At 47.4% G+C, this 25,196-nt stretch carries 16 protein-coding genes; 4 read left to right on the top strand and 12 right to left on the bottom strand.

Annotation, left to right across the window (positions count from 1 at the left end; translation table 11 throughout):
* Positions 1 to 204: 204 nt before the first annotated feature.
* Positions 205 to 2,526 (bottom strand): alpha-xylosidase, encoded by a 2,322-nt coding sequence (yicI, locus tag FJQ58_RS07830; RefSeq protein WP_139992018.1) that lies wholly within the window; start codon positions 2,524 to 2,526, stop codon positions 205 to 207.
* 171 nt (positions 2,527 to 2,697) lie between these two features.
* On the opposite strand from yicI, the gene FJQ58_RS07835 reads away from it, so the two are divergent.
* The 3 genes from FJQ58_RS07835 to FJQ58_RS07845 all read left to right on the top strand — a co-directional run bounded on the left by FJQ58_RS07835 (position 2,698) and on the right by FJQ58_RS07845 (position 5,070).
* Entirely contained in the window at positions 2,698 to 3,609 is a 912-nt protein-coding gene (locus FJQ58_RS07835) for an AraC family transcriptional regulator (RefSeq protein WP_139992021.1), read from the top strand.
* A gap of 160 nt (positions 3,610 to 3,769) precedes the next feature.
* A complete protein-coding gene (locus FJQ58_RS07840; protein WP_138754710.1) occupies positions 3,770 to 3,997 on the top strand; it encodes a 3-dehydroquinate dehydratase in 228 nt (75 codons plus the stop codon).
* 173 nt (positions 3,998 to 4,170) lie between these two features.
* A complete protein-coding gene (locus tag FJQ58_RS07845; RefSeq protein WP_139992024.1) occupies positions 4,171 to 5,070 on the top strand; it encodes an ArsR/SmtB family transcription factor in 900 nt (299 codons plus the stop codon).
* A 109-nt stretch (positions 5,071 to 5,179) separates the two neighbouring features.
* Here the strand turns inward: FJQ58_RS07845 and FJQ58_RS07850 are convergent, their stop codons facing one another.
* From FJQ58_RS07850 to FJQ58_RS07900, 11 genes are all read right to left on the bottom strand, one after another.
* Positions 5,180 to 10,270, bottom strand: a complete 5,091-nt coding sequence (locus tag FJQ58_RS07850; protein WP_139992027.1) for a golvesin C-terminal-like domain-containing protein — start codon at positions 10,268 to 10,270, stop codon at positions 5,180 to 5,182.
* A gap of 244 nt (positions 10,271 to 10,514) precedes the next feature.
* Positions 10,515 to 11,723, bottom strand: a complete 1,209-nt coding sequence (locus tag FJQ58_RS07855) for an SGNH/GDSL hydrolase family protein (RefSeq protein ID WP_139992029.1) — start codon at positions 11,721 to 11,723, stop codon at positions 10,515 to 10,517.
* Positions 11,724 to 11,730: 7 nt separating this feature from the next.
* A complete protein-coding gene (locus tag FJQ58_RS07860) occupies positions 11,731 to 13,971 on the bottom strand; it encodes an FAD-dependent oxidoreductase (protein ID WP_202915231.1) in 2,241 nt (746 codons plus the stop codon).
* A gap of 84 nt (positions 13,972 to 14,055) precedes the next feature.
* Positions 14,056 to 15,675 carry a response regulator gene (locus tag FJQ58_RS07865; protein ID WP_238403889.1) on the bottom strand — a complete coding sequence of 540 codons (1,620 nt, stop codon included), beginning with the start codon at positions 15,673 to 15,675 and terminating at the stop codon, positions 14,056 to 14,058.
* Positions 15,676 to 15,677: 2 nt separating this feature from the next.
* Positions 15,678 to 17,417 (bottom strand): sensor histidine kinase, encoded by a 1,740-nt coding sequence (locus FJQ58_RS07870; RefSeq protein WP_139992035.1) that lies wholly within the window; start codon positions 17,415 to 17,417, stop codon positions 15,678 to 15,680.
* A gap of 77 nt (positions 17,418 to 17,494) precedes the next feature.
* Positions 17,495 to 19,081, bottom strand: a complete 1,587-nt coding sequence (locus FJQ58_RS07875; RefSeq protein ID WP_139992037.1) for an extracellular solute-binding protein — start codon at positions 19,079 to 19,081, stop codon at positions 17,495 to 17,497.
* A 66-nt stretch (positions 19,082 to 19,147) separates the two neighbouring features.
* Positions 19,148 to 20,017 (bottom strand): carbohydrate ABC transporter permease, encoded by an 870-nt coding sequence (locus FJQ58_RS07880; protein ID WP_139992039.1) that lies wholly within the window; start codon positions 20,015 to 20,017, stop codon positions 19,148 to 19,150.
* 13 nt (positions 20,018 to 20,030) lie between these two features.
* Entirely contained in the window at positions 20,031 to 20,978 is a 948-nt protein-coding gene (locus FJQ58_RS07885; RefSeq protein WP_139992041.1) for an ABC transporter permease, read from the bottom strand.
* A gap of 238 nt (positions 20,979 to 21,216) precedes the next feature.
* Positions 21,217 to 21,729, bottom strand: coding sequence for a GNAT family N-acetyltransferase (locus FJQ58_RS07890; RefSeq protein WP_238403890.1), 513 nt, complete (start codon positions 21,727 to 21,729; stop codon positions 21,217 to 21,219).
* A 234-nt stretch (positions 21,730 to 21,963) separates the two neighbouring features.
* A complete protein-coding gene (locus tag FJQ58_RS07895; protein WP_139992043.1) occupies positions 21,964 to 22,668 on the bottom strand; it encodes a hypothetical protein in 705 nt (234 codons plus the stop codon).
* 103 nt (positions 22,669 to 22,771) lie between these two features.
* Positions 22,772 to 24,016 (bottom strand): MFS transporter, encoded by a 1,245-nt coding sequence (locus FJQ58_RS07900; RefSeq protein WP_139992045.1) that lies wholly within the window; start codon positions 24,014 to 24,016, stop codon positions 22,772 to 22,774.
* Positions 24,017 to 24,273: 257 nt separating this feature from the next.
* Between FJQ58_RS07900 and FJQ58_RS07905 the strand changes: the two genes are divergently transcribed.
* Positions 24,274 to 25,164, top strand: coding sequence for an ROK family protein (locus tag FJQ58_RS07905; protein WP_139992047.1), 891 nt, complete (start codon positions 24,274 to 24,276; stop codon positions 25,162 to 25,164).
* Positions 25,165 to 25,196: the final 32 nt, after the last annotated feature.

A 25,196-nucleotide genomic window follows, 5' to 3' on the forward strand; every position in this document is an offset into this window, starting at 1 on the left:
TGCACTCCCTTATATTTTTGATTTTAGTGTATTGGATTTTGCTTTACGCCTTTCATTATATCGACAGTCATCTATGAAAAACAGCTGTTTAATTATCCTTTTCTTATGCGATTTTGGTCAATGCTTGTTTATTTCGCTTAGAATACAAGAGCAGCCCTGCGAAAGCCAACCTTCGGCCTCCGCAGAGCTGCTCTACCCTGTCATTTAGATATGAATCGTAAACGCCAATGATTTTGAGCTTGGTGAGAGCTTAATCACATTCCCATTCACTTCAGCATTTACGCCATCTACGGAAATGATGTCGCCATGCCCTTTAATGCCAAACGAGAATGGTTTGCTGCTTCCGTCCACCTTCACAGAAATCGCATTTCCTTCGCGGCTTGCGGATACGGTAAGCTCTGTCGCGCCTTTTACGTTACGCACAAGAGTTTCTGCTGTTTTGCCATCCTCCAAGTTATGAAGCTCTAGCAATACGCCGTCCGCGTAATCGTAGTCCGGACGTATGTCATTAGCGCCCAATGCGATAATCGAGTTCGGACGAACGAACAAAGGCAAGCTGAAGAAATCATATTTCTCCTTGCGCCATGAACCGCCTTCTACCACCTCGCCCGTCAGCAAGTGCGTCCATTTGCCGGCTGGCAAGTAATACGTAACATTGCCTTGCTCATTAAATATAGGAGCGACAAGCAAGGAGTCTCCAAGCATGTATTGACGGTCCAAAATTTCGCTAGTCGGATCTTCAGGGAATTCAAGTACCATGGCACGCATCGAAGGCAAACCAAATTCGGTTGCCTGAACGGCTGTATTGAACAAGTAAGGCATAATGCGGCATTTCAGCTTCGTGAAGAAACGCGTCACATCTACGGCTTCTGTATCGTAAGCCCAAGGCACCCGGTACGATTTGCTGCCATGCAGACGGCTGTGGCTCGATAACAAGCCGAAGGCAAGCCAGCGCTTGAATACATGCTCAGGTGCCGTATTCTCAAAGCCGCCGATATCGTGGCTCCAGAAACCGAAGCCGGAAATCCCGAGCGACAAGCCGCCGCGCAGACTCTCTGCCATCGATTCATAATCCGCGTAGCAATCCCCGCCCCAGTGAACAGGGAACTTTTGGCCGCCAGCCGTAGCCGAACGCGCGAACAGAGCTGCCTCGTTCTTGCCAAGCTTCTCTTCAAGCACTTCAAATACAACTTTATTGTAGAGCTGCGTGTAGTAATTGTGCATTTTCATCGGATCAGAGCCGTCAAAATAAACTACATCCGTAGGGATGCGCTCGCCGAAGTCCGTTTTGAAGCTGTCGACGCCCATATCTACAAGCTCGCGCAAGTAGCTTGCGTACCAATCGCAAGCAGCCGGATTGGTGAAGTCAACAAGAGACATGCCTGGCTGCCATAGGTCCCACTGCCATACGTCTCCGTTTGGTTTTTTGACCAAGTAGCCGTTTTGCTTTCCTTCTTCGAACAAGCGCGAACGCTGTGCGATGTAAGGATTGATCCAAACGCAAATTTTCAGCCCTTTTTCTTTCAAGCGAGTCAGCATGCCAACCGGATCCGGGAACACGCGCTCATCCCATTTGAAATCCGTCCAGTGGAACTCGCGCATCCAGAAGCAATCGAAGTGGAAGACGTGCAGCGGCAGGTCTCGTTCCGCCATGCCGTCAACGAATGAATTAACGGTTTCTTCATCGTAGTTCGTTGTAAAGGATGTCGTCAGCCATAATCCGAATGTCCATGCCGGCGGCAGGGATGGCTTGCCCGTCAAATCGGTGTAACGGTTAAGCACTTCCTTCATGCTTGGGCCGTCGATGATGAAATATTCAAGCGATTCGCCAGCCACGCTAAATTGTGCTTTTTTAACTTTTTCCGATGCAATTTCGAACGAAACAAGCTCAGGATGATTGACGAATACGCCATATCCTTTGTTTGTAATGTAGAAGGGAATGTTTTTGTAGGCTTGCTCGGAGCTTGTGCCGCCATCTTTGTTCCATAGGTCTACGACTTGTCCGTTTCTTACAAATGGCGTAAAGCGTTCGCCTAGACCATAGACCCACTCGCCTACGCCAATATCCAGCTCTTCGCGCATAAACGTATTCCCGTTGTCTTCTTTAATGTAAGCCATCGATTTTTGCGTGCTGCCTGTAATGCGTTCGCCGCCGCGGTAGAAATCAACCGCCCAAACCGGACCTTTGCGAATATGAACGCTTAGATTGCCGCTGGTCAGCACAGCTTCGTTTTCATTTTCTTCTATTATAACGTGGTTGCCTGTCGCTTGGGACAGCTCGAATGCAGGTCCTCGTTCCGCAACGCCAGCGTGATGCACAAGCTTAACTCCAATAATGCCTGGTAATGGAGAATGGAAATGAACCGTCAGCAGCATCGTATCGAGCATATTTGACCGGTTAACGATCGGCTGCGGCGATGCGTATGCCGTCAGCTTGCCGTCTCTTTGTTCAAAATCATGAACCTGTACCGCTCCTAATACTTTGTATTCATCACGAATGAGCCAGTTGCCGTCTGTAAATTTCATGGACTGAACCAACCTTCCTGTTTTGTTTTATTTGCAATCCTTCATAATTGCATTATACTGATAATTAATCGAACTAATCTAACAGAATAATGCTCATCTATAGCACTATTTTGACGATCTGCCTCTGATGAAAGCCAAACCTAACGATACCTGCGCAGGAGGCTGTAACAAATGGATCAAACCACTCGTCATTCATTGAAGGAAGACCGTCTGCATGGCGACAATATGTTCCCGCTTGCCGCCTATTGGATTAAGCATCCGGAGGCGGGCATACCTGTGCTGGATTGCCACTGGCATGCAGAAGCCGAATTTTTTTACGTGCTTGAAGGCGAAGTGCTGTTTCAGGTTGATACCGATTATTTTCCCGTACGAGCGGGCGAGGCGGTATTTATCGACGGCGGCGATATCCACGCGGGCCATGCCCTTGGAGACGAAGCCTGCTCTTTTTGCGCCATCGTGTTCGATACCCATATGCTCGCAAGTGCTAGTTATGATGCTGCGCAGGAGCGTTTTATCTCCCCCCTGCAGGATAAGAAACGTACGTTTCCAAGGCATATTACTCCGGACACCGAATGGGGAACTGCCCTGCTCCAGCATTTGCAATGCATCATGAAAGCTTATGAGAGCCAGCCTCTCGGCCTGGAGCTTGCCGTTAAGGGACGTTTGTATCTGATGCTCCAAGAAATCGCGGAGCAAGGCTGCTTCTGCAACCGCACAGAGGCAAGCATGGCCGATACGACCAAAATCGACAGGCTGAAGAAAGCCATTGTCTATATGCAGCAAAATTTTCACCGTCCGGTTCGCATCTCTGAAATCGCCGACCAGATTCCCATGAGCGAAGGACAATTTTGCCGCTTCTTTAAGACGATGACAAGGCAGACGCCTATTGAATACTTAAACGCGTACAGGATCAGGCAAGCTACCGAGCTGCTGCTGAAGCCCGAGCTCAAAATATCAGCCGTAGCGCTAGATGTCGGTTTCGATCACATCAGTTACTTCGTTAAAGTATTTCGCAAAATGATGAAATGTACACCTTCCCAGTTCCGAAAAAAACAGGTGGACGTGCCAGAACGCCGGGGATAACGGGTTAACATGCAGCCGCAGTAAGCCTTTTTGCCAAAAGTTACAGCTTTGTAACCAAATTCTCACCGAATTTTAAGAATTATTTAATAATTGTCAGTTACACTATAAAAAAAATACTTTACACTATAAAAAAATCCTTAACGGGATGGAGGACCATACCATGAAAACGATGCTGATGTTCCAAAATAAAACGATACCCGTCTACTTAACCGATACGAATAAACAAGCCATTGAAAAACTGTCTACCGTTCTTAACCGCAAGCTGACCACTGGCAAAAACGCTTTGAAAACCTGTCTTAAATCTTTAATCAGCGTAGAGATTGTTGGCAGCGAAGCAACGCTTCACTCCTATTTCGAGCGTGATACATTAACGATTTCACTTTACTAAGTAATGGCAGCCAAAGAAGCCCCGCAAAGTCATATCGACTGTGCGGGGCTTCTTTTTGTTGTAAGGCAGCCTGTACAGCATGTTTGCTGCAACTATAGTGAACCTAAACATTGTATCATTAACTTTTGGGTTATATACTAAAAGAAACCAAACGGAATGAGGACTCTAGTCGCATGAACATTGAGGTAAACAGCCGCAATCTCAAATTTCTTGAATGCTTCGCATCAGAAACAAGAATCAAGATGATCGAGCTATTAAATCATAAACCAATGAACATCAAGGATCTGGCAGAGGCGCTCGGCATATCATCGGCGATCGTCACCAAGCATATTCAAAAGCTTGAAGAAGCAGCGATCGTTACGACGGAAAGCGTGCCAAGCACTAGAGGTAGGCAAAAAATTTGCCATCTCACGCTGGATTCGGCGACACTGCAATTTCGAGTGAAAGAAAAGCCCGATCAAAACCGCTACGCCGTTTCGATTCCGATCGGGCAATATTCAAATTACGAGGTCAAGCCAACCTGCGGACTTGCGTCTAGCACCAAAATTATCGGCATGGTCGACGATCCCCGTTATTTCTCCGACCCCGAGCATGTGAAGGCGAGCCATCTCTGGTTTGGCAGCGGCTTTATTGAATACCGCATTCCTAATTACTTAGTTGGCAAACAAACCGTTAGAAGCTTGTCCATCTCGCTTGAAATCTGCTCGGAAGCGCCTCATTACAACGAAAATTGGCCCTCTGATCTTTCCTTCTACATCAACGACAGATGTCTCGGTACCTGGACATGCCCAGGCGACTTTGGAGCCGTAAGAGGTGTCTATACGCCAGAATGGTGGGATCTCGGGACCCAGCATGGGCTGCTAAAGCAAATCACCGTCGACTCGGAAGGAGCCTTTATCGACGGCATCCGCATGTCCGACACTGCGGTAAACGATCTCAACTTAAGCATCGGCGAGGATATCCGGTTCCGCATTAGCGCGCCGGAAACGGCGGCGCACAGCGGCGGCCTCAGCATGTTCGGCAAGCAGTTCGGCAATTATGATCAAGATATTCAGGTTTATGTTGCTTACTAATAGTTGCACAGGATAACCTTCGTGCAGCAAGGAAAAAGCCGAGCGGATCGTTCCCATCCACTCGGCTTTTAAGGTTATTTTGCAATGTAAGCCTGACGCAACACCACTTTTATTCGTTAACTGGAGCCTCATTCGCAAGCAGCTCGGGACTAACGGAATGCCGTTCGAACTTGACAGCATCAACCCTCGTATAGATCATATCGGCAGGAAGCGTTGGCGGGTCAACCGTTGTAGGAGTAACTCTGGTTAAGCGAACATACTCGCTCCCGTCTCCCGTAAAGTCGAACGTTCCTAGATTAACCCATCCCGATGAACCGACTGTTGCATCGATATACGTAACCTCGGTACCCGACTGATGCTTCACTTCCACTTTCACATGATTATCGTTTGCCGTTGTATGGACAAGCTTGTAGATGGAGACCGTATATGTCCCCTCTGGGAACTGGCCTTTCCACGTGGCTGATGATCCTTGAACGGTAGAATAGCGGGACTTCACCCCTATTTTGTATCCGGCTAAATTGCTTTGGCTCCAAGACCCTTCGGTCGTGTATAGCCCCGTTGTATTTGTACTGTCGACGATAACCGTTAAGTCTTTGATCGTTATGGCCAAAGGTGGTGTTGTTAAGGTCACTCCGTCAAGCGTGACCGTGGCCCATACCTCAATGTGATCCGTTTCCCCATCGAGATGTAGAAGGGTCAAGCTGCCGCTGGTGTCCACTTCAGCCAGATCCGTACGATCAACGAAATACTGCACATTGGCCTGTGTCAGATCACCGATCAGACCGTTATCCAAATAGCCGGTTACGCTCAATTGTGCGGTTTGAGTCATCTGGAGCTCGTTCCGATCGGACAGGATCACCGCAGACTCCAATTGCGGCATACTATTCGGGTCCACCCACATGATTGCATCGGCAACTACCCGCGACTTGTTGGCCTTATTGGTTAGCTCCACATACCCGCTATCGCCTGCAGCAAAAGGATAATCGCCTAGGTGCACCCAAGTGCCTTTCGCCGTTGTCTCATCAACGGTAACCGTTTCGGAGCCCCCGCTATAATAAACGGTAAATGAGGCATTCGTTGCCCAATTTTCACTCGCAGCGGTTATTTGCGGAAGCTTGTAATACACACTGTAAGTCACGCTTTCCGGCAGCTCCGGCCGCCACATGATTTTGCTTGTAGCTGTGCCGGCCGTCGATTTGGCATACACATAATTATCATAGTAATAATCGTTAGCCGTCGTATCTCTTATCCAGGCTCCTTCTGTCTCCGCCTCCGTATTATCCACAATGATAGACGAACCATCCTGCCAATCGGGTTGGACTGGAGCTGCCGTTACCTGATCAGACAGATAGAGTGTCCGCTTGCGGGTCTGTTTCCCGTCCGATTCCACGTAATAAGTGAAGGTTTCGGATAAATCGTTCACCCGAATCGACCATTCCATCGGATATATCGTATCCGGGATGGTCGTATACGTAGCCCCGCCATCCAAGGAATAATGGATTGTCGCCGGTTTGGTCGTTTTTGCTTGCACATAAGCATCATAAACAGTTTCGTCAGGCTTTACGATCAGCATGCCTTTAACCGCATCGATTGGACTATGGATATCGAAGAAATAGCTTGCATCCGATGAATCGGCCGTTCTTACCTGATGCAGCGGCACGTCAATATTAAGTCCCTCTACGATAATAGCGGTTATTCCCTTGCTCGATACCGTAGCTTGTATGCTTCCGCCACTCATAAGCGCTTGCTCTGGCGTGCCATTATCTCGGATGATGGTTACGGTATAATCCTGTGCCGGGTTGAACCCAATGATTTGCGCATTCAGTTCAATCGAAGTCTGAACTTCATCGGACGATGAATTGCTTAGCCCGATATAAAATTTATCCCCGCTCTCTCCCGTTATCCAGTTTAATTGAGGATCGTTCGTCTGGATAATCCCCTTGGGCATCCAGAGCCAAACGTCGGAATTGCCGTAGAAATGACCTGGTTTATTGCCATAAAGGTGATATTTAAACCATAAAAAATTCGTTTCGAATACGGAAGGAAAGGCAATGCTCCCGTTCGATTTCAAGGATTGTTCACTGATCAAATAATCCATCGTTTGCCCGAGCTGCCCCGGTATATGGTGATAATAGATGGATGTAGCCCCGCTTGGTCCTTCCAAAGGGAAATCCGGTTCAAGTTGGCTGACGGCAAAGCCCTTATAGTAATAACCCGGATAGCTGGAATACCGTCCAATAACCGCATTATGAGCGATATCCTGCAGCAGTTTATCACCTGTATAGAGCGACAATCTCAGCATGAATGGGGCTTCCTGGGCATTCATCCGATAATAGCCGGTTGTACTTCCCGCTTCAAACGTCAATCCGCTCGGAGAAACAAGCCAACTATCCGCTTGTACGCCTCCGGCTACGTCTTCTGGGAGCTTGCTCCGAGGATATTGGTATTTCCCACTTTCCAGCCAATGGAACGACTCCGCGTAATTATACGTCTCGGGCTGCGGAATCGTAACGGTGCCTTCAGGAACTGGACGGGCAACGAACATGGTGGCATACCGTTTGGCTTCCTTGTATGCGGCATTTAAATATTTGGGATCCTGAGTTTCCTCGTAAAGCTCCAAAATCTCCATCCACAGCTTGCTGTAATAATAAATGAACTCATTTTTGCTCACATTGACGGATTCAGGAGTATCGATATGCTGCAGGATGTAGCTGTCGGCTGCATCCTTGGCAGCCTGTAAATACTGCGCCTCTCCCGTCATACGATACATCATGAGGGGCTGAATGACAGGCCCTCGGTCTTTCTGTTCAGGATCGCGTACGAGGTATTCTTCCTCTGCCAGCGCCCTAATTCCTGCCGAAGTGCCCATCATCTGATTAACAGCGGCTACGCTTGAAACATCGAACGGCAGGGTAGCCATTTTCCATAACGAAGGCACCCCGTATACTTTCTTCTGCGTCGGCGACCAACCGATGCCATTTCGCGATACGCCATACTGGACGGACGGCAAAGCTCTCGTATCGTAAAGCTGATCGTCCCCGGTCAAATAGTAAGCCCCTAGAAGAACCGCATTCGAGCTTGTTCGAACGCTATCTTCGTTTTCGATATCAATAAAGCCCTTGGCACGGCTCCACCACCCGCTAGGTGACGGGACAAACTGAACTGAGTCGTCCCCTTGCGGCTCTACCTTAAGCAGATCGATCATATTGAACATCGCGTCGGTAAGCGACAGGTCTGCGACATTTTCCCGATATGCCGAATAACCGTACTCATGGCGAAGAATATCCGCGTAGGACTCATAAAGGTTGCCGCGCTCCGCGATTAGCCCCATATGAAATTGATAGGTGCTTTCTGCGGCCATTTGCGAATAAGTCCCCAGCTGTGGGGCATAAAGAATCGGCTGCACGCTGCCTTCGTTGTTGACAAGGCTCATGCCAAGCCGCTGTTTCGTAACGCCGCCCGTCGGTTCAAATTCAACCGGAAGCTCTTCCGAAGGTACAAATACCCCATAGGTCAATGGATTTCCCGCACCGTCATTCTTCTCCACCAGACTCATCGGAGCGCTCAGCTCCCTCAAGCTTGTTGATTCCACCGTACCTACCATTTTTGCATGCGACCTGAAACCATTTAACACTTCATTAACGCCAGAGATTAGCTCTGTTGTGAAGGACTGATATCCAATCACATAATTGCCATCGCGGCGAGGTGTAAAGTTGAAGGAAACATCTGGTTTATTCCCTGCCATGGACCAGTTCACTTCAAAATCGTAATCGCTTCCATGCATAGAATCGGTTAATACCGCCGTTTGGCTGTCGGGAAAACTAATCCCGTCGAATGTAATCCAGCGTGTGTTCATCGTATCGTAGTAATTGGTTCGGCTTCCTGCATTCCCATCCAATAAAACCCATTGCTCCTCAAGCCTTTCCGCCACATTATGGATTGGCATCCAATTTCCCGTGTCCTCGTTCTTGTAGAACATGTCACGAACGATAGATTTGCCTCCATCCCATGCTGCCTCATAGAAGGTCGCCTTATAGTTTGCATTTTCAATGCTGCCTTTTTCCGTGTAGCTGAGATTCGTTAATGTGCGGCTCCGCAAGGCGGGCAACGGCGGTGCTTGCTGCCGGATATTCCCTTCAAATTTGACTGCATCTGCCCGGGTAATAATCGTGCCCGTCGTAGGCTGCGTCCGGGTCAGCCTAACAAATTCGGTATCGTCGCCACTAAAATAATACTCCCCCAAATCCACCCATCCAACCGACGGGCCCGACGAAGGCCTAAGATCCATAAACAAAACATCCGTAATCCCATTGTGAACAATCTCAATCTTTACATTACTATCTGCTTTATCCGCCCAATCAAGCTTATAGAACGATATTTTTGCCGTCCCTGCTTCCAATCGCGGATTCCATGTGATGCTTCTGCCTACGGCATCCGTATATTTGGAACTGGAATTATTGTATCCCTTCACTCCCGCGCTTGTGGTCCAATAAGGAGCGGAGAACCCGTTACTCGCGTTAGCTGCATCAACGGTGACCACATTGTCAATCGTAAGGCTTCCATCATCAATGATAATCGTCTTATGCGGCTCTTTCTGTTGAATATTCCCTTCGAATTTGACCGCATCAGCGCGCGTAAGTATCGTGCTCGTAGTGCCGGTAGACCGGGTCAATTTAACGAATTCTTCACCAACCCCGGAAAAATAGTACTCGCCCAAATCAACCCATCCCGCAGGATCGCCAAATGAGGGCCTCAGATCCATATAGAGCACATCTGTCGTTCCATTATGAACGATTTCGATTTTCACATTGCTGTCTGCCTTATCCTCCCAGTTAAGCTTATATAACGATATTTTCGCCGTTCCTGCTTCCAAGCGCGGATTCCAGGTTATCGATCTGCCTGCTGTACTCGTATATTTGGAGCTGGAATTGTCATACCCCTTCACCCCTGTGCTTGTGGTCCAATTGGGAGCCGAATAGCCATTGTTCTCGTTACCCGCATCAGGTGTCACAACATCATTAATCGTGATGCTCCCGTCATCGATGATAATGGTTTGATAAGGCAAGGTCTCCGCATAAGCGGTCCTTATTCCTGCTAGGCTGAAAGGAACTACTATCGTCACGATGAAAACGAATAAGAAAAACAGCTTCCTTTTGACCAAACCGCTCACAGCCTCTCCTTTTAATGATAACGCTTCCAAAATAATAATGCCCCCTTTGCTCGAATGATCGTAAAGAAGCAATTAGCCTTATCCTGCTGGCTAACCCTGCTCCGTCGTTTTTATCATAGCATGTCGCCCCATCTTGAAATTTCTTTCATTTCAACAATTTCTTATAAGATTTTAAGGAAATGATATCCTTTCCTTATCAAGAAAAAACCTACATCCTAATTGACCGCTCAATTGCAGTCAGATAGATTGTAGGTTTTCCAAGTGTACAAATCATTTATAATGGCGGCTGCACCACTAGCAGCTTCCCAAGCTGAATGACCGTTTGATCATACCAAGCTGGATGCTGCCGAACATGCTCTATGCTTCGTTCATTGCCGCCTGTCTCAAATATGGCCGCTTTGTCTGTCTTCTCGTTATCGATTTCAAAGCGAACCGTATGTTTCCCATTCGGCAGCACTGGCAAGAAAACATACTGATTTCGATTATGATCGTTATAGGGTGTGAATCGATCGATAAGGAAGGGTTCGCCTCCATCCACCGACACCTTCAATCGGCCGGAATCAGGCCCTCCGATATCGAATAACCCGATATGGGTCCCCTCGAATTGCACTGTGATAGCCTCTCCTGGATCGACTGCTCGCCAAAGGCCCGGGAACAACCAATTGTACTCGCGCACTAAAGCAAAATCATCGGGGGTCATGTAAGACCATCCTTCCGAAAAAAGAGCAATACGATCCAACGGCAGCATGGATGCATACTCCCAAGGATTACCCGGGACCAATGGATTCTGGGGCAAGTGATGTTCCACTCTTCCTTGATCTTCGCGAAGCTCGCTTATTTTCTCAAATGACCTAGTAATCGTATCCGTGTAAATCTGATGCCCTTCGGGAATTGTCGGATGGACCGAATCATGTGTAAAAATAACGGCTTCCGGAATGGACTGATCTGCCCTAGAGGTGAAAATGAGCTTTCCCTCGGATACCAACTGACTGACCGCTACGCCCAGATGAATGGAAGGAATTCCGTAATAATCGGCCACTTCCTCCTGCATAAGAGCCCCCTTCTGGTATTCGCCGGATTGGAATAAGGCCACATCCCGCTCCTTCAGCGTATAAACGAACAAAATATCGGTAAATGAGCTTCGCTTGCGGATTTGACGGACAATCCCTTCGATCCGTGCCTTCGACTCGGAAACGCCGCCATCGTTGCCAACAAACTCAACAAACACGAGATCGGGCTGATGACGCAGCACATCCGTATCCAAGCGGGCGCAGCCGAGGTCCGATCCTGTCCCATCAATGCCTGCGTTCACTGAGTGGATTTCCGCATGGGGATACTTGCCTTGAAGCCAATCTCCCGTCATGACCCTGTATCCTTGAGAACGCGTATTGCTGCCGCCAAAATAAACGATTGTCACGTTTTCCCCGTTTTCCAACTTCGAAATGACATTCGGCAGCCCTCTTCGAGGGAAAAGTTCCTTCATCGCAACTTCACCTGCCCTCGCTTATTATTTTCGGTGCAAAGCATTTTACGGCAAACACTTCATAGTAAGGAGTTCCATAGGTTGCGCAGAATTGAATCCGGATTCGGGTTACACGTTTCGTTTCCACCTTATGTTTATTCAGCGTAAGATAATTTCCGCGGACGATGATTTTTTTCTCGCTTCCTTCTTCTAAGGTCAAGGTCACATCATAGTCTTGGATAAGGAGCTCGATCGGATCGTCGAAATGCTCCAAATCCAGCCGTGAGTTGAACACAAGATGGATTTCCTCCACATGTTTGGGGCTTGCAAAGCATAATTCCAACCATTCCTGTCCTTCAGTACGTTCAGATATCCAACCGTTCGGCAGACCATAAGGCCTGGAGAAGCCATTGACAACATTCTCGGGGCTATACATATTTTGGGATGGCAATAGGTCTTTGAAGCAAATGCTCTTATTCAGCTTCTTCAGCTTAGACGGCACTTCAGGCCTATAATGGAAGCTGACTGCTCCTGTCAACCTCTCTTCGTTGCCGTATACGGTAAGGCTCGCCGCACCTTCCAGTACGATGTAGATTTTGTCGTCAGCCGGCTTTTTGCAGCCGAGATCCAGCGTAATCCAGTCATCGTGACCTGCTGCTATAACTAAGCGGTAATCGTTCAGCTCGCTGGAGGGAATATAGTTCTCCTTCCGCTCCCCGCCAAACAGCTTCACCTGCAAAGTTTCCGCTTGCTCGGACCTATTTTTAATTTTGATCCGCACGCTTTCAGCCATGGATGTCTGAATCGGCAAAACCAAACACAATGCTTTCTCCAAGGAAATCTCTTCGGTTGGATGAAAATTATCATAGCTGCGCTGAGACGAGGCACGAATCGTTAATCCGTCGGCGAAATAAGGATCCAACTCCTCTTGAAGCCCCACAATCGTTTGCCCGTCCCGAAGCAGCTGTGCCTGAAGCTCGCCCATATGGGCTTTGACTATGTCCGCGGGGTCTGCGTCGTATTTCAAGCATAACGCAGCAGCCGTTCCTACCGCCTGCCCCATACAACCGCAGGTTGCCATGACCCTTGTAGATCCGAAAGCCACATGGGTAGCGCTTATATTGCGGCCAGCGAACATGAGATTAGGAATATTGCGTGAATACAAGCTGCGGAAAGGGAGATTGTACAATCCCGGCACGAAATTCCATGCTGTAGCCGGCCCCTCATCGTAGATGCCTTTATTCGCATGCAGATCCATATACCAACCTCCGACGGATACTGCATCCTCGAAATGAGGCTTTGCTGTAAGATCGTTCTGCGACAGCATGTGCTCCCCTATAAACCGCCTTGACTCCCGCTTCCCCGGTATCGGGCATACATAATCCAAGATGAGATTGTCCACATCATCAAACTCGCCGCTATTTTTGATATAATCCCAAATCCCGTACACCAATTTCCGCAGTTCCAAGGCGATGTCTTCATTATTTTTGATAATATCCATATGTCCGCCGTATTCCAGCCACCACAATCCGCCAAGCCCGTTGATTTTCCTTGGAAAAGACCGATGGTTTAAGCCTTTTCGGATACTATCAAAAAAAGGCAGCTTCGTAATATCATACGCAAAGCCAGGCCTTTTGTAAGGAACGGAATAGTCTACGTCACGGGCTTGAAACAGAATCGTATCGCCCATGGTGTAATGGTCCGCCACCTCAGGAGCCAGCTCCTCGTTATATTCATGCTTCGCCTCTCTTCCCCATCGGAAGTGAGCGCCTGCTTGATATCCGACAATGCCATCGCCTGAGCAATCGATGAAGGTTCGGCTTGCAAAACGAAATTTTCTTTCGGAAGCGAGTTGAAGGCCGTCCACCCATTGAATTCTGCCGTTCTCCATGCCCGTTTCATGCACGCATGTATTCAGGAATAGGGAAATGTTAGGCTCAGCATAAACCATATCCAATAAGACCGTATCCGATAGCGAAAGCATAAGCTTCTTGTTGTATAACGGATTATAGTGAAAGATTTTCAGCTTGAGCTCTTCCACCAACCCGCCCTCGCGCGCATAATAGGATGGGCTGTTTCCGAGATATGCCGAGCCGTTGATATGAACCCTGACCTCGCTGCTCGCATTGCCCCCAAGCACCGGCCGATCATTAATAAGAGAAACCTGCAGCCCTTGGCGTGCGGCAGCAATGGCAGCGCATATCCCAGCAATACCTCCGCCTACGACGGTTACATCTGCTTTTATAAGCTCCATTTTGATAACCTCCATGATTAGATGCTCCTATCATGGTAATTGTTTTGAACCTTTTTTTTTTACATGATTTCGCGAAAAAATCATACATTTTTCGCATCCTTATTTGGATTCGTACCGCGTCATTTTTATCCGGTATTGCTTGGGAGTATCACCCGTATATTCTTTAAATAGTTTGCAAAAGTACCCTTCATTGACGATGCCTACTTCCTCGCACAATTCCAACAAAGAATAATCCTTCACATTTAACAGCTCGAGAGCCAATTGGATTTTTTTACGGTTGATGTAGCTGATCACACCTTCGTTCATTGTTTTTTTGAATAAGCTGCTAAAATACGACGGTGCCAAATTCACATCCTCGGCTATGGCCTCCAGCGTCAATCGTTGTTTCAGATTCTTCTCTATAAACTGCATGGCACTCATAATTTCTGCGCGATGCAATATTTGCCCCGCGTGTACATATTCGAAGGTGAAGTCGCAAATATAGGCAAGTTGTTCTTGAAATGCCATAAAGTCCATGGGGAATTCTGCTGCCTCCGCGGCCAGCTTGTTCCCCGATTTAAACTTCACGGTAATGTCTCTGTACAAGTCTCTAAGCATCGGCGCCATAATCGACTTATGGATTTTATGGTCCGTAACAAATTGGTTTAGTTCGGCAAATGCATTCTCCAGCTCTTCCTTGGAAACCTTGCGGCTCACCCATAGAAGAAAATCAGCCAGTTTCTGCTGAAAGTCTGCTTTTTTGTCATTATGGTAGTGGAACCGATGCATCGGTGTTTTTACTACTTTGTCTGTATGATAATAGAAATCCTCACTCACATTTTTTGCTTCCGTGTACGCTTGTTTGATCGATTCCCAGCCTCGGTGCGGGCCTCCGAAAGCGACGGATACCCTTTGATTTAAATATTGCTGCAAATGAGAGACGATCTGCCCTCCCAATGATTGGCAAGCGTATTCCGCTTCCATATCGCTGCGGCTATTTTCCCAGGAAAGAAAGCCAATAAATCGATTATCGGACAGATCCGCAGCTACGCCGCTTCCGCCATTCATCACCGTTTCTTCGATTACATTCGTTATCGCATATTTCAAAATGCTTTGATCAGCGGCTGAGTACTCGTTCCGGAAACTTTCATACGTATTCATTTCCACGATGAAGCAGCAATAGTTGGCTTGAAAGAAATGAAACTGCATGCGATTGGCAAAGTCCGATGCCCGATGGGAAGGGATTTCCCCTCGGATAAGCTCGTTAAAAAATTGCTTGCGGACTCTATATTTATTTTCTAGCACGGATACGTTTAACGATTGAAATTCTGCTTCCTTTTTCTTAACCTCATTGAGAATTCCAGCCGCCTTCGATAGAGCCCGATCCAAATCCGCTTCCCTCAGCGGAACCTTAACAATGTACTCCAAAATGTTGGCATGAATAGCACGTTGAGCGTATTCAAAGGATGAGTAAGCGGTCAATAGGATATATTGGGTTTGGGGGAGCTTCGGCTTTAGCTGCTCGATCATGGAGATTCCATCCATTCGAGGCATAACGATATCCGATATAATGATATCCGGTTTAAGCTTTAAAATTTCCTCGATCCCATCCAGCCCGTTATTCGCTTTTCCCACTAGAACGAATCGCCTATCCCTATGGGAGAGCTCGTTAAAAAACAATTCCAATCTCTGAATAATTAGGTCTTCATCATCAACAATGAAGCAGGTATAGTCTCTCACGATTATGCATCTCCTTTAAGCAAGTCTGTCGGGAATATAGCGCGTACACGGGTTATTTCCTTAGGTATGCTAATAATTTGAAGCCCGAATTGTTCTCCGTAGTGAAGCCTTATTCGGCCATGAATGTTATTTAAGCCGATTCTTTTTCTCTTTACTTCCACGTCACTCGGTGCAGAAGTTAAAATATGCTTTATTTTATCGGCCGGGATTCCCTCGCCTAGATCAATGACTTCTATGATGACGATTCCGCCCTCCGAGTAAGCATGAACCGTGATCGGTCCCTCGATCCCGCCTCCGTTATAGCCATGGAAGATGCTATTCTCCACAAGGGGCTGCAGCAGCATTCGAAAAACCGGAAAATCCATTAACCCTGCTTCAATATTTTCAATCAATTGGAAGTTTCTGTTGTACCGGATGTTCTGGATTTCAATATAGTCCGCTACGTTTCGTAATTCCTGACGCAAGGAAACTTTCTCTGAAGCGTCATCTATTCCGTATTCCAATAATGAAATGAGCGACCCGATCACCACATCTACTTTCTCTATTTGTCCCAGACGTATAACATTGCTGATTGAACCAAGCGTGTTATACAAAAAATGAGGGTTGATTTGGGACTGCAGCACTTGAATCTCCAGCTTTCGCTCAAGCTCATTATGAAGCTCCGCTCGCCGAATCAATTCCACAATTTGCTGCAGCATACGGTCGAAAGCGCGGGAGAGATCTCCGAACTCATCATTACGGTTAATGGTTATTGTCGTTGTGAGGATGCCTTGCTCCACCCGTTTCATTTTAGTTTTGAGCAAATAGAGCGGATTTCTTATATACTTGGCAATTAAAAAGGAAATGAACAAGCTTAAGAGAAGGCCTGCAGCTAGAATCTCAATATAATAGGTTTCCAGCCTGGACAGAGCCGCTTTCAAGCGTGATTCATCGTTAATGGAGATGATGGTCCAATTGAATTTCTCCGTCGGTTTTTTCAGAAGGGAGACCAGCAAACCATCCTTGGTATGCAGTTGAAGGCTTGTTTCTGCCGTATCCAGAATCTGTTCCGCTGACGTTTCCCCGATTGAAAACGTATGATCTTGAATATTCAGCAGTCCTCTATTTTCCGAAAATCCGGCAATGATCTTACCCGATGCGGTGATCAGAGCCAAATTCATTTGTTCTTGTTTATTAATCTTGAACAAGGTTTCTTCAATGGCATTTAGATCCAGATCTACCGCAATGGCCATCGGAAACGGAGCGCCGTTCAGATAGCGAACCATTGTAACTGTCCAGCCGGAATACTTGGATTTATAAGGATCGCTGACGAAGGTCGTCCTTTTATTCTTGTCGGCCGCATCAAATAATGGCGCTCTTTCCGCTAAAGGTTCATCGAAAATACGGGTAGGCGTGCTTCCGCCTACAATGGATAAATCGCTTTTGATCAAATAAATATTACTGACGTAATTACTGTTGAGTTCATATAGCTCTCTTAATTGCTTTTTGATGACTTCCGTATTGTCAATGTTAGCTTTCACCGATGTTTCGACCGAGAACAGGATCGTCTGGAAGGAGGAAAAATTAACGGTGAAATACTGATCGACCTTGTCGAGTATTTGGTTGGTGTAGTAGATGTCATTGGTTCTTATTTCTTTTTGGACATAGCGGTAGGACAATTGGCTTATCAAGATTATGCAGCCTAATACAAACGCAAACACGATAAAAAATAATTTTAAAGGCAAGCTGATTCTTCTGCGCATTGCTCATCTTCCTTTGGAGTCCGTATTAAAATGACAATAAAGAGAGGGGCTACGAATAAGCCACTCTCTTCGTTCATTTACTTGATTAAGCCTGCTTCTTTAAATTGCTTGATTGCCGTTTCCTTATATTTTTGCATATCAAACTTGGTATCCAACGTTTGGAGGAAATTGTCCCAATTGGATAATGGATCTTTGCCCGTCATAAATTTGACTAAGCTTTCATTAATGAAACGCGAACGGTCAGTTGCCAAGGTATCGCTAGGGTCAGCGGTCAATAAGTTTCCAGGCAGCGTTGGCCCCACATATTGCTGATTGTTCACGAAAGCTTCTGCCGTCTTAGGATTCTGGAAGCTGAAGTACTCGGCATCGTCACCACGGCGCGGCATTCTGTAATGATCGACCCATAGGTACTTTTCTTTCATTTCCTTCGATAATTCGGACGTTTTATTTTTGATCTTGCCGTCCACTACGTCCCAATGAATCCCTTTGATTCCGTATGCAAAATTCGGATAGGCTTCTTCGTCCGTAAAGAGGTAATTTAGCATGGACAAGATCCGAATGATTTTGTCCTTATCCGCTTTCTTGGAGATCGCCCATGAATTGCCTTGGAACGATTTTCTCTCTACGATTTGATCGCCGTAAGGGCCTACCATCGGCGGAATCACGATCCATTCCGGCACCTCTCCGCTGATTTCTTTCATTTTCTGCTGATAATCCGGCTCCAGCCTGCGCGCATCCCTGATCATGAAGCCGACTTTGCCCTTAAATAGCTTTTGGTCCAACAAGTCAGGCGAGGTCATCGTCACCCAATCGGGGTCTACCACATTGGCTGCCATCATTTTATTAATGTAAGCAAGCGCTTCTTTCATTTTAGGATCGATAAATAGGAATACCGGTTCATTGTCTTTCACTTCGATGGCTGATGGAGGATTGACGCCGAACATCCACATCAGGCTATCGAAGCCGTAGGTTTGCAGGCTGCCCTCTTTATTCATACCGCCGATGAAGCCGTACGTATCCTTTTTGCCGTTTCCATCCGGATCTTTCTCTGTAAAGGCTTTCATCACTTCAAACAACTCGTCAGGTGTCGTTGGCACTTCCATATTTAGCTTTTTCAACCAATCGTTGCGGATGAAGAAGCTTCGGCTGATACCGTTTACATTATCATAACCTGGAACACCAATGGTTTTCCCTTGATAGGACATTGCCTCCCAGGAGTCGCTGCTAAAACGTTTCTTAAGTTCTGGAAACTGATCCAAATAAGGCGTTAAATCCGCCAGCACGCCTTGATCATAATATTGCGCGAGGTCGGACCGACTCTTCAAGAAAAGCAAATCCGGGATATCCCCGCCTGCAATAAGCGTATTTAGTTTGGTAGTTGATTGCCCAGCCTGAGGAATCATCATATCCAAGTCGATGTTCATTGCCTTCTCCAGCATTTGCCGTTGAATGTCTTCATCGCGTGGAGGAATCGGAGCGGCAGCGTTGAACGTGCCTTGGTTAAACATCGTAATTTTCATTTTTTTCGCAAACGCGTTATCCGTGGACGGTGAGCTGTTCGAAGCTGCCGGCTTAACCTCTTCTTGCTTCCCACATCCCGACAATAGCGTTCCGAGCCCTACAACAGCAGCCAGAATAGCAAATGAAATTTTTGTTCTTTGCATATTGACCTCTCCTTTGCTTGTATATTATCACGGTTTCCCCGTAACAACCTAGATAAGATTTGCTTTTTAACCTTTAATCGATCCCATGAGCATACCCTTGGTAAAATGCTTTTGCATAAACGGATAAACGATCAGAATCGGGACCGTAGTTACGACAACAGCAGCCATTTGAACTGCGAACTGACTAACCGTTCCGGTATTGGCCATCGACTCCGCGCTTTGATTTGCGATGTTAAGCAAAATGTTGCGCAAGACGACTTGAAGCGGCATTAAGTTCGCATCATTGATATACACAATTGCATCGAAATAACTGTTCCAATGCCCTACTGCGTAAAATAGGGAAATCGTGGCGAGGACAGGCATGGACAGCGGTAAAATGATTTTCCATAGCGACTGAAGTTCACTTGCGCCGTCTACTCTTGCCGACTCCTCGATTTCAGCAGGCAATTGCTCGAAAAACCCTTTAATGATCACTAGATTAAATGCACTAATGAGATGCGGAACAATCAGAACCCATGGGCTATTTAACATCCCCAAAGAGCGGATTAACAAATAAGTCGGAATTAGTCCCCCGCTAAACATCATCGTAAACACAATGAATAATAAAAACGTGCTGCGTCCCGGCAAATATTTTTTGGATAACGGGTACGCTGCGATTACCGTGAAAAACACATTTAACGCTGTGCCTACAATCGTTCGGAACAGCGTTATTTTATACGCCTGCCCAATGCCGTTAGATACGAATACCTCTTTATAGGCTGCAAAGGTAAAGGATTCCGGTATAATCACAATCCCTCTTCTTAACACTTCCGATTCCGGTGTTACCGAAACAGCGACCACATATAAAAAGGGAAGCAAGCAAAGCAGCGATAGCACAATAAGAATAAAATAAACGGTTGATTGCCATGCTTTTTCCCCGATCGTCAGCTTAACCATATTTCATACCACCTCACCAAATTTGCCCATCGAATTTTTTGGCAATCTTGTTCGCAGCCAATACTAAAATAAATCCGATGACAGCTTTAAACAATCCCACAGCAGTTGCGAGGCCAATCTTAAGACGCTCCAGCCCCTCGCGGTATACCCACGTGTCAATAATATCGATTTTCTCCTGGTTAAAAGTATTGGCAAACATGAAGATTTGGTCAAAACCAGCGTCTAGGATATGGCTCAATTTCAGAATGAGCATCAAAATAATGACGCCACGAATGCCGGGTAAGGTTACATGCCAGAGCTGTCTCCATTTGGAAGCGCCATCCATTCGAGCCGCCTCGTATAAACTTGGATCAATCCCCGCTAGTGCGGCAAGGTATAGAATCGCTCCCCAACCAATGTCCTTCCATATTTCAGATGAGATGACCAGCAGTCTTCCCCAAGCAGGCTCCGTTAAGAAAGAGATGGGTTCAAAACCGTTTTCCTTCAAAATCATATTAAAAAGTCCATCGCCCGGGGCTAATAATGCGACCATCAATCCATAAACAATGACCCAAGACAGAAAGTGGGGCAAATAAGTAATGGTTTGTACAATTTTCTTAAACCATTGGGTATGAACTTCATTAAGCAGTAAAGCAAGTGCGATGGGAGCGGAGAAACCGAACAATAGCTTATACAGCGATATGACAATCGTGTTTCTCATGATGTCCCAGAAATAAACGCCGTTAATAAAATCTTGGAAATTTTTCAATCCCACCCAAGGGCTATCCCATAACCCCAAAGCCAGATTGTAGTTTTTAAAAGCAATAATGATTCCCGCCAAAGGAATGTATTTGAATACGGCAAAATAAACTAATGCCGGAAATAAAAGAATGTACATCACTTTATACTTTTGTATGGCTCTTATCCACGAATTCCGCTTTTTAGAGATGGGAATGGCTTCCGCTGCCAATTTCGTTTGCATGTCATCACCTCGTCTTTATTTATATTTGTATAATAGCACCCCCCTATCAGATAAATTTCTGTTATTTCGAGAATTTCTTATAAGATATTAAGTAGGTATTGGCTTAGTAAATTCCATGACCCTAGGCATGAAAAAACGGACAGAGTGACCGCCGCCGTTTCTAGGCGCCTTCACCTTGTCCGTCAATTTTGTCGCATGGGCTGCGATGTATAGTTTCGCGCCATACGGCTGTGCTTCGCTACCGTCTTTCCTTTGTAAAGTAAAGCACCAGATCATCATCCACGCAAACGTCAGTCCCTGGTATGACTGGTTGCTCCTTGTACATCACGCCTCGGCCATCGGGAATATAGCCTCGTTTGACGTATAATCTCTGAGCATTGCCGTAGCTCTCGTACAAGCCTACGCCGATGCCAACAACCCGGTGCTTATCGAATGCGACTTTTTCTACCGCATCCATTAATGCCGATCCAATGCCAAGCCGGCGCAGCGTGGGCACGACATCAAAATTATTAATTTCCGGAACGCCGCTTTCAACAAAATGGGGATAATGGGATGTCTTTAATAGATGCAGCCATCCGGCAAACTGGTCATCATGGAGCGCAATTAGCGTAGTCCGTTCTCCCGTCTTGTTTTCTTCCCAGCATCGATTGATGTAGTCTAACGGTTTTCCGATATTGTGATGATTTAGCGCCTGAAAGACCAAGCTCACATCCGTATTTATCATTGGCCTAATCTGTACTTGCGAATCCATGCATATCTCCCCTTAGCTGTTTATTCGCACTGCCGAAATCGCTCAAAAACGGGATGCGGCAGGCTGAGCCTCTTCGGACAATATGTTCGTTGCTTCAAAAATTGTACCATAGCCCCTCTGGTAGAAACGAGTATAACAAACAAAAAGGAGCGATCCGAGTGAGCAACTGTGCTGCACTTGGTATAGCTCCTTCAATTTCAATCGCTTGAATCTGCCCTTAACAACTCACACGATTTAGCTTGCTGTCGTTGTAGTCGCTGCTTGATCCTGTTGCTGCTGCGGCTGTCTGCCGCCTCCGCCTCCACCGCCGAAGCCGCCCGTTCGAATCGTAATGGACTCGGCCTCCTGGGTATCGTCTTTGAGCATCACGGACAAAATATCGTCAGCCTTCAGATCCGCAAGCGCAACCTCCGTTTCTACCATTTGTTCATTCTCAAATGTTACGGTTACGATTTTGGTCGCATCGGTGACTTGAATGTCTACGGTCTCATCCGTAAACATCGCGCCCATGTTCATTCTTCCGCCGCCCTGCGGCGCTGTCCCATCACCTGACGGAGCGGTTCCGTCACCCGCTGGAGGCTGCTCGCCCTCTGCAGGGGCTTGTCCACCTTCAGGCGGCTGTTGTCCGTCACCGCCAGAAGGCATATCGCCTGTGCCGTCTCCTTGAGGGGGTCTGCCTTGTCCCATGGCCGATTTGTAGAGCGTGATGGTCTGTCCGTCAATCGATTTGATTTTGCCCATGAGATCCGCCTGCATGCCCATGCCCATTTGGCCACGGCCTGCATCGCTCGTTTGGCTCCCGCCCGTTCCTGTGTTAGGCTGAACCTCGCCTTGCGATTCCGTTTGCGATTCCGAGCTGGCCTGCTCCTCCTGCACCCCGCAGCCTGCCAGAGCAGCCGCAATAACTACCGCGCTAAGCATCACTTTCCATTTGTTCATTTCGTTCATCTCCTATGTTTGTTCGCTGATTTCTTATGTCCATAACGAATTCTAGCATTCGAATATGAACGAGAGATGAACGACAACTGAAGGAGAGCTTAACTTATGGTCTGAGCTGCCTTCGCTTCCAATTTCCTGAAAGAAAGAGAAGCGTTCCGATCCAGCCGCAAATGGAGGCAATGATTAATAAGATGGTCAAAGACACGCTGCTCGACAGCGAAGAGCTTAGGATTGGGCCTACGGTTCCCCTAAAGCCGAACAGCATTAAATGCAAGCCGAATACCATTGCTTCTCGTCCTGGCGCAAGCCGGAATACAAAGGCAAGGATGCCGATATCCCAGATCGCTTCCCCGATGCCTTGAATGGCATTCCCGGTAATCACCGCCGCGTAGCTGCCCCAAAGACCATAAATCATTGGTACGATCGCATAAGCGGCTATTCCGCAAAGAAGCGTATATTTGATATCAATCCGATCAATCATCCAGCCGGCTATCAAGAATGTTAGCAGCAGCGCCGAGAAATAAGCTACGCGGGCAAAGCCGATTTGAACATTGGACAGTTCAAGCACATCGACTTGAATAATTTGATAAAGCGGATTCGCCAGCATATTGCCGAAGCCCGAAAAGGTAGTGGCCGCCAGGAAGACGGCAAGCGTCTTATTTTCCTTTACCAGCTTCCACTGCTCTTGCAGCGGAAAGCGGCTCGTTTTTTTGAGGATTGACGGCTTTACAGGAGCTTTCCCCGCAGGCAGCTTTACCGTGCTGAATAAGCCAATGGAGAGGAAGCCCGCTATGGAAGCTGCGATAAGCGGCCCCGATGGACCGAATGCATCCGACCAGCTTCCTACAAAATAAGCAAGCGGGATCATAATAATGCCCATCGCTACCCGAACGTAGCCCATGAGGCGGCCGCGCAAATCAGAAGGGTACATCCGCGATACCAGTGCCGCATAGGCAGGCGCCTGTATCCCCATTAATAATTGAAAGAGAAGAGCGGTAGCTACATAAACGGATGGATAAGCAAAAAATGCCGGCAGCAGAAGCAGCAATCTTCCGACCGCATTCGGCAGCATGACGAACGGTTTGGGGTTATTCGCCTTCTCGATCCAACTTGCCCAGAAAGGCGAGAACAACAGCCCTACCGCAGGCGCTGCCGACAGCAAGCCTACCTGTAAATTGCTGGCCCCCTGTTGAATGGCAAACGCGACGTAAAACTGATTCAAAACCACATTAAATAGGCTGAACAGACAGGAGGCTCCCAGATCGATACGGGCATTTTTCCATACATTTGCGGTCATCGGCATGCCGAATTTCAATAGTCGCGAGCTTGGTTTGGCTTCGGATTCCATTTGGATAGCTACCTTCTTCTCTATGTTGGTTGTAAACGGCCAGAGGACCCCTTGCGCCGCAAAGGATCCTCTCTCTAGCACTTCATTCGATTGGATATTACTACACTACCGCCTTTTTGTACAGCATAAATTGAAAGGGTATTCTTTTGTTCTCCAGCTGGTTTAATTGTGCGTTAAACTTCCTAATATTCCGCGAGTATGATAGACTTTTTCTCAAAGCGTTACAGCAACTTTTTTATATTATTGGAGGGTATTTCGTGAGTATAGCAGTAGGAATCGACATTGGCGGCACAAAAATAGCATTTGGATTCGTAGACGAGCAAGGAGCCGTTATAGCCAAGGGCTCATTAAAAACCGATCTGACGGTAGAGCCGGCCGTTATGCTTGCGCGCGTCGCGGACGCGGTCAAAGAACTGGCTGAACAAAACGAACTGGCGATAGACGCCTTAAAGGGTGTAGGCGTTGGCGCTCCCGGGCCGCTCAATACACTGAAAGGCGAGCTAACCTGCCCGCCCAACCTAAAGAGCTGGTGGGGCTTCCCCGTAGTAGCAGAGCTCAAGAACCATCTTCCTCTTCCTATTAAAATGGAGAATGACGCTACCGCGGCTGCGCTTGCCGAGAAATGGATCGGTGCGGCGCAGGATTCGGAGCATTTCATCTTTATTACGATCAGCACCGGCATTGGCGCAGGCATCTTCATGCATGGCAAGCTGCTGACCGGGTCGACAGGCAATGCGGGCGACGCAGGCTTTATGATTATGGATGAAGCTGGCACGCCTTGGGAGGTTGTTGCCTCCGGTACCGCTGTAGCGCGTCAAGCGACGGAGCTGCTGGGCCGGGAAGTCACTTCCAAGGAAGCCTTCGAGCTGGCGGCACAAGGCGATGCACAAATGTCCGAGCTGGTGAACCGCGTATTCAAATCAATCGGCATGGGCTGCGTCTCGCTTATCAATATTTTGGACCCAAGCAAAATCGTAATCGGCGGCGGCGTATCACAAGTGGGCGACCCGCTTTTCTCAGCCGTTAAAACGTATGTATCCAAGCATGCACTCAACCCTTCGGGCAGAGAAACCGCTATCGTGCCGGCACTGCTGCAGCAGGATGCCGGGCTCATTGGCGCAGCTGCATTGATTCAGCAAGCCTACTAACATAAAACTCAAATAAGCTGTCTTTGACGTCA

The sequence above is a fragment of the Paenibacillus paridis genome, from assembly GCF_006345825.1.
GTDB classification, from domain to species: Bacteria; Bacillota; Bacilli; order Paenibacillales; family Paenibacillaceae; genus Pristimantibacillus; species Pristimantibacillus paridis.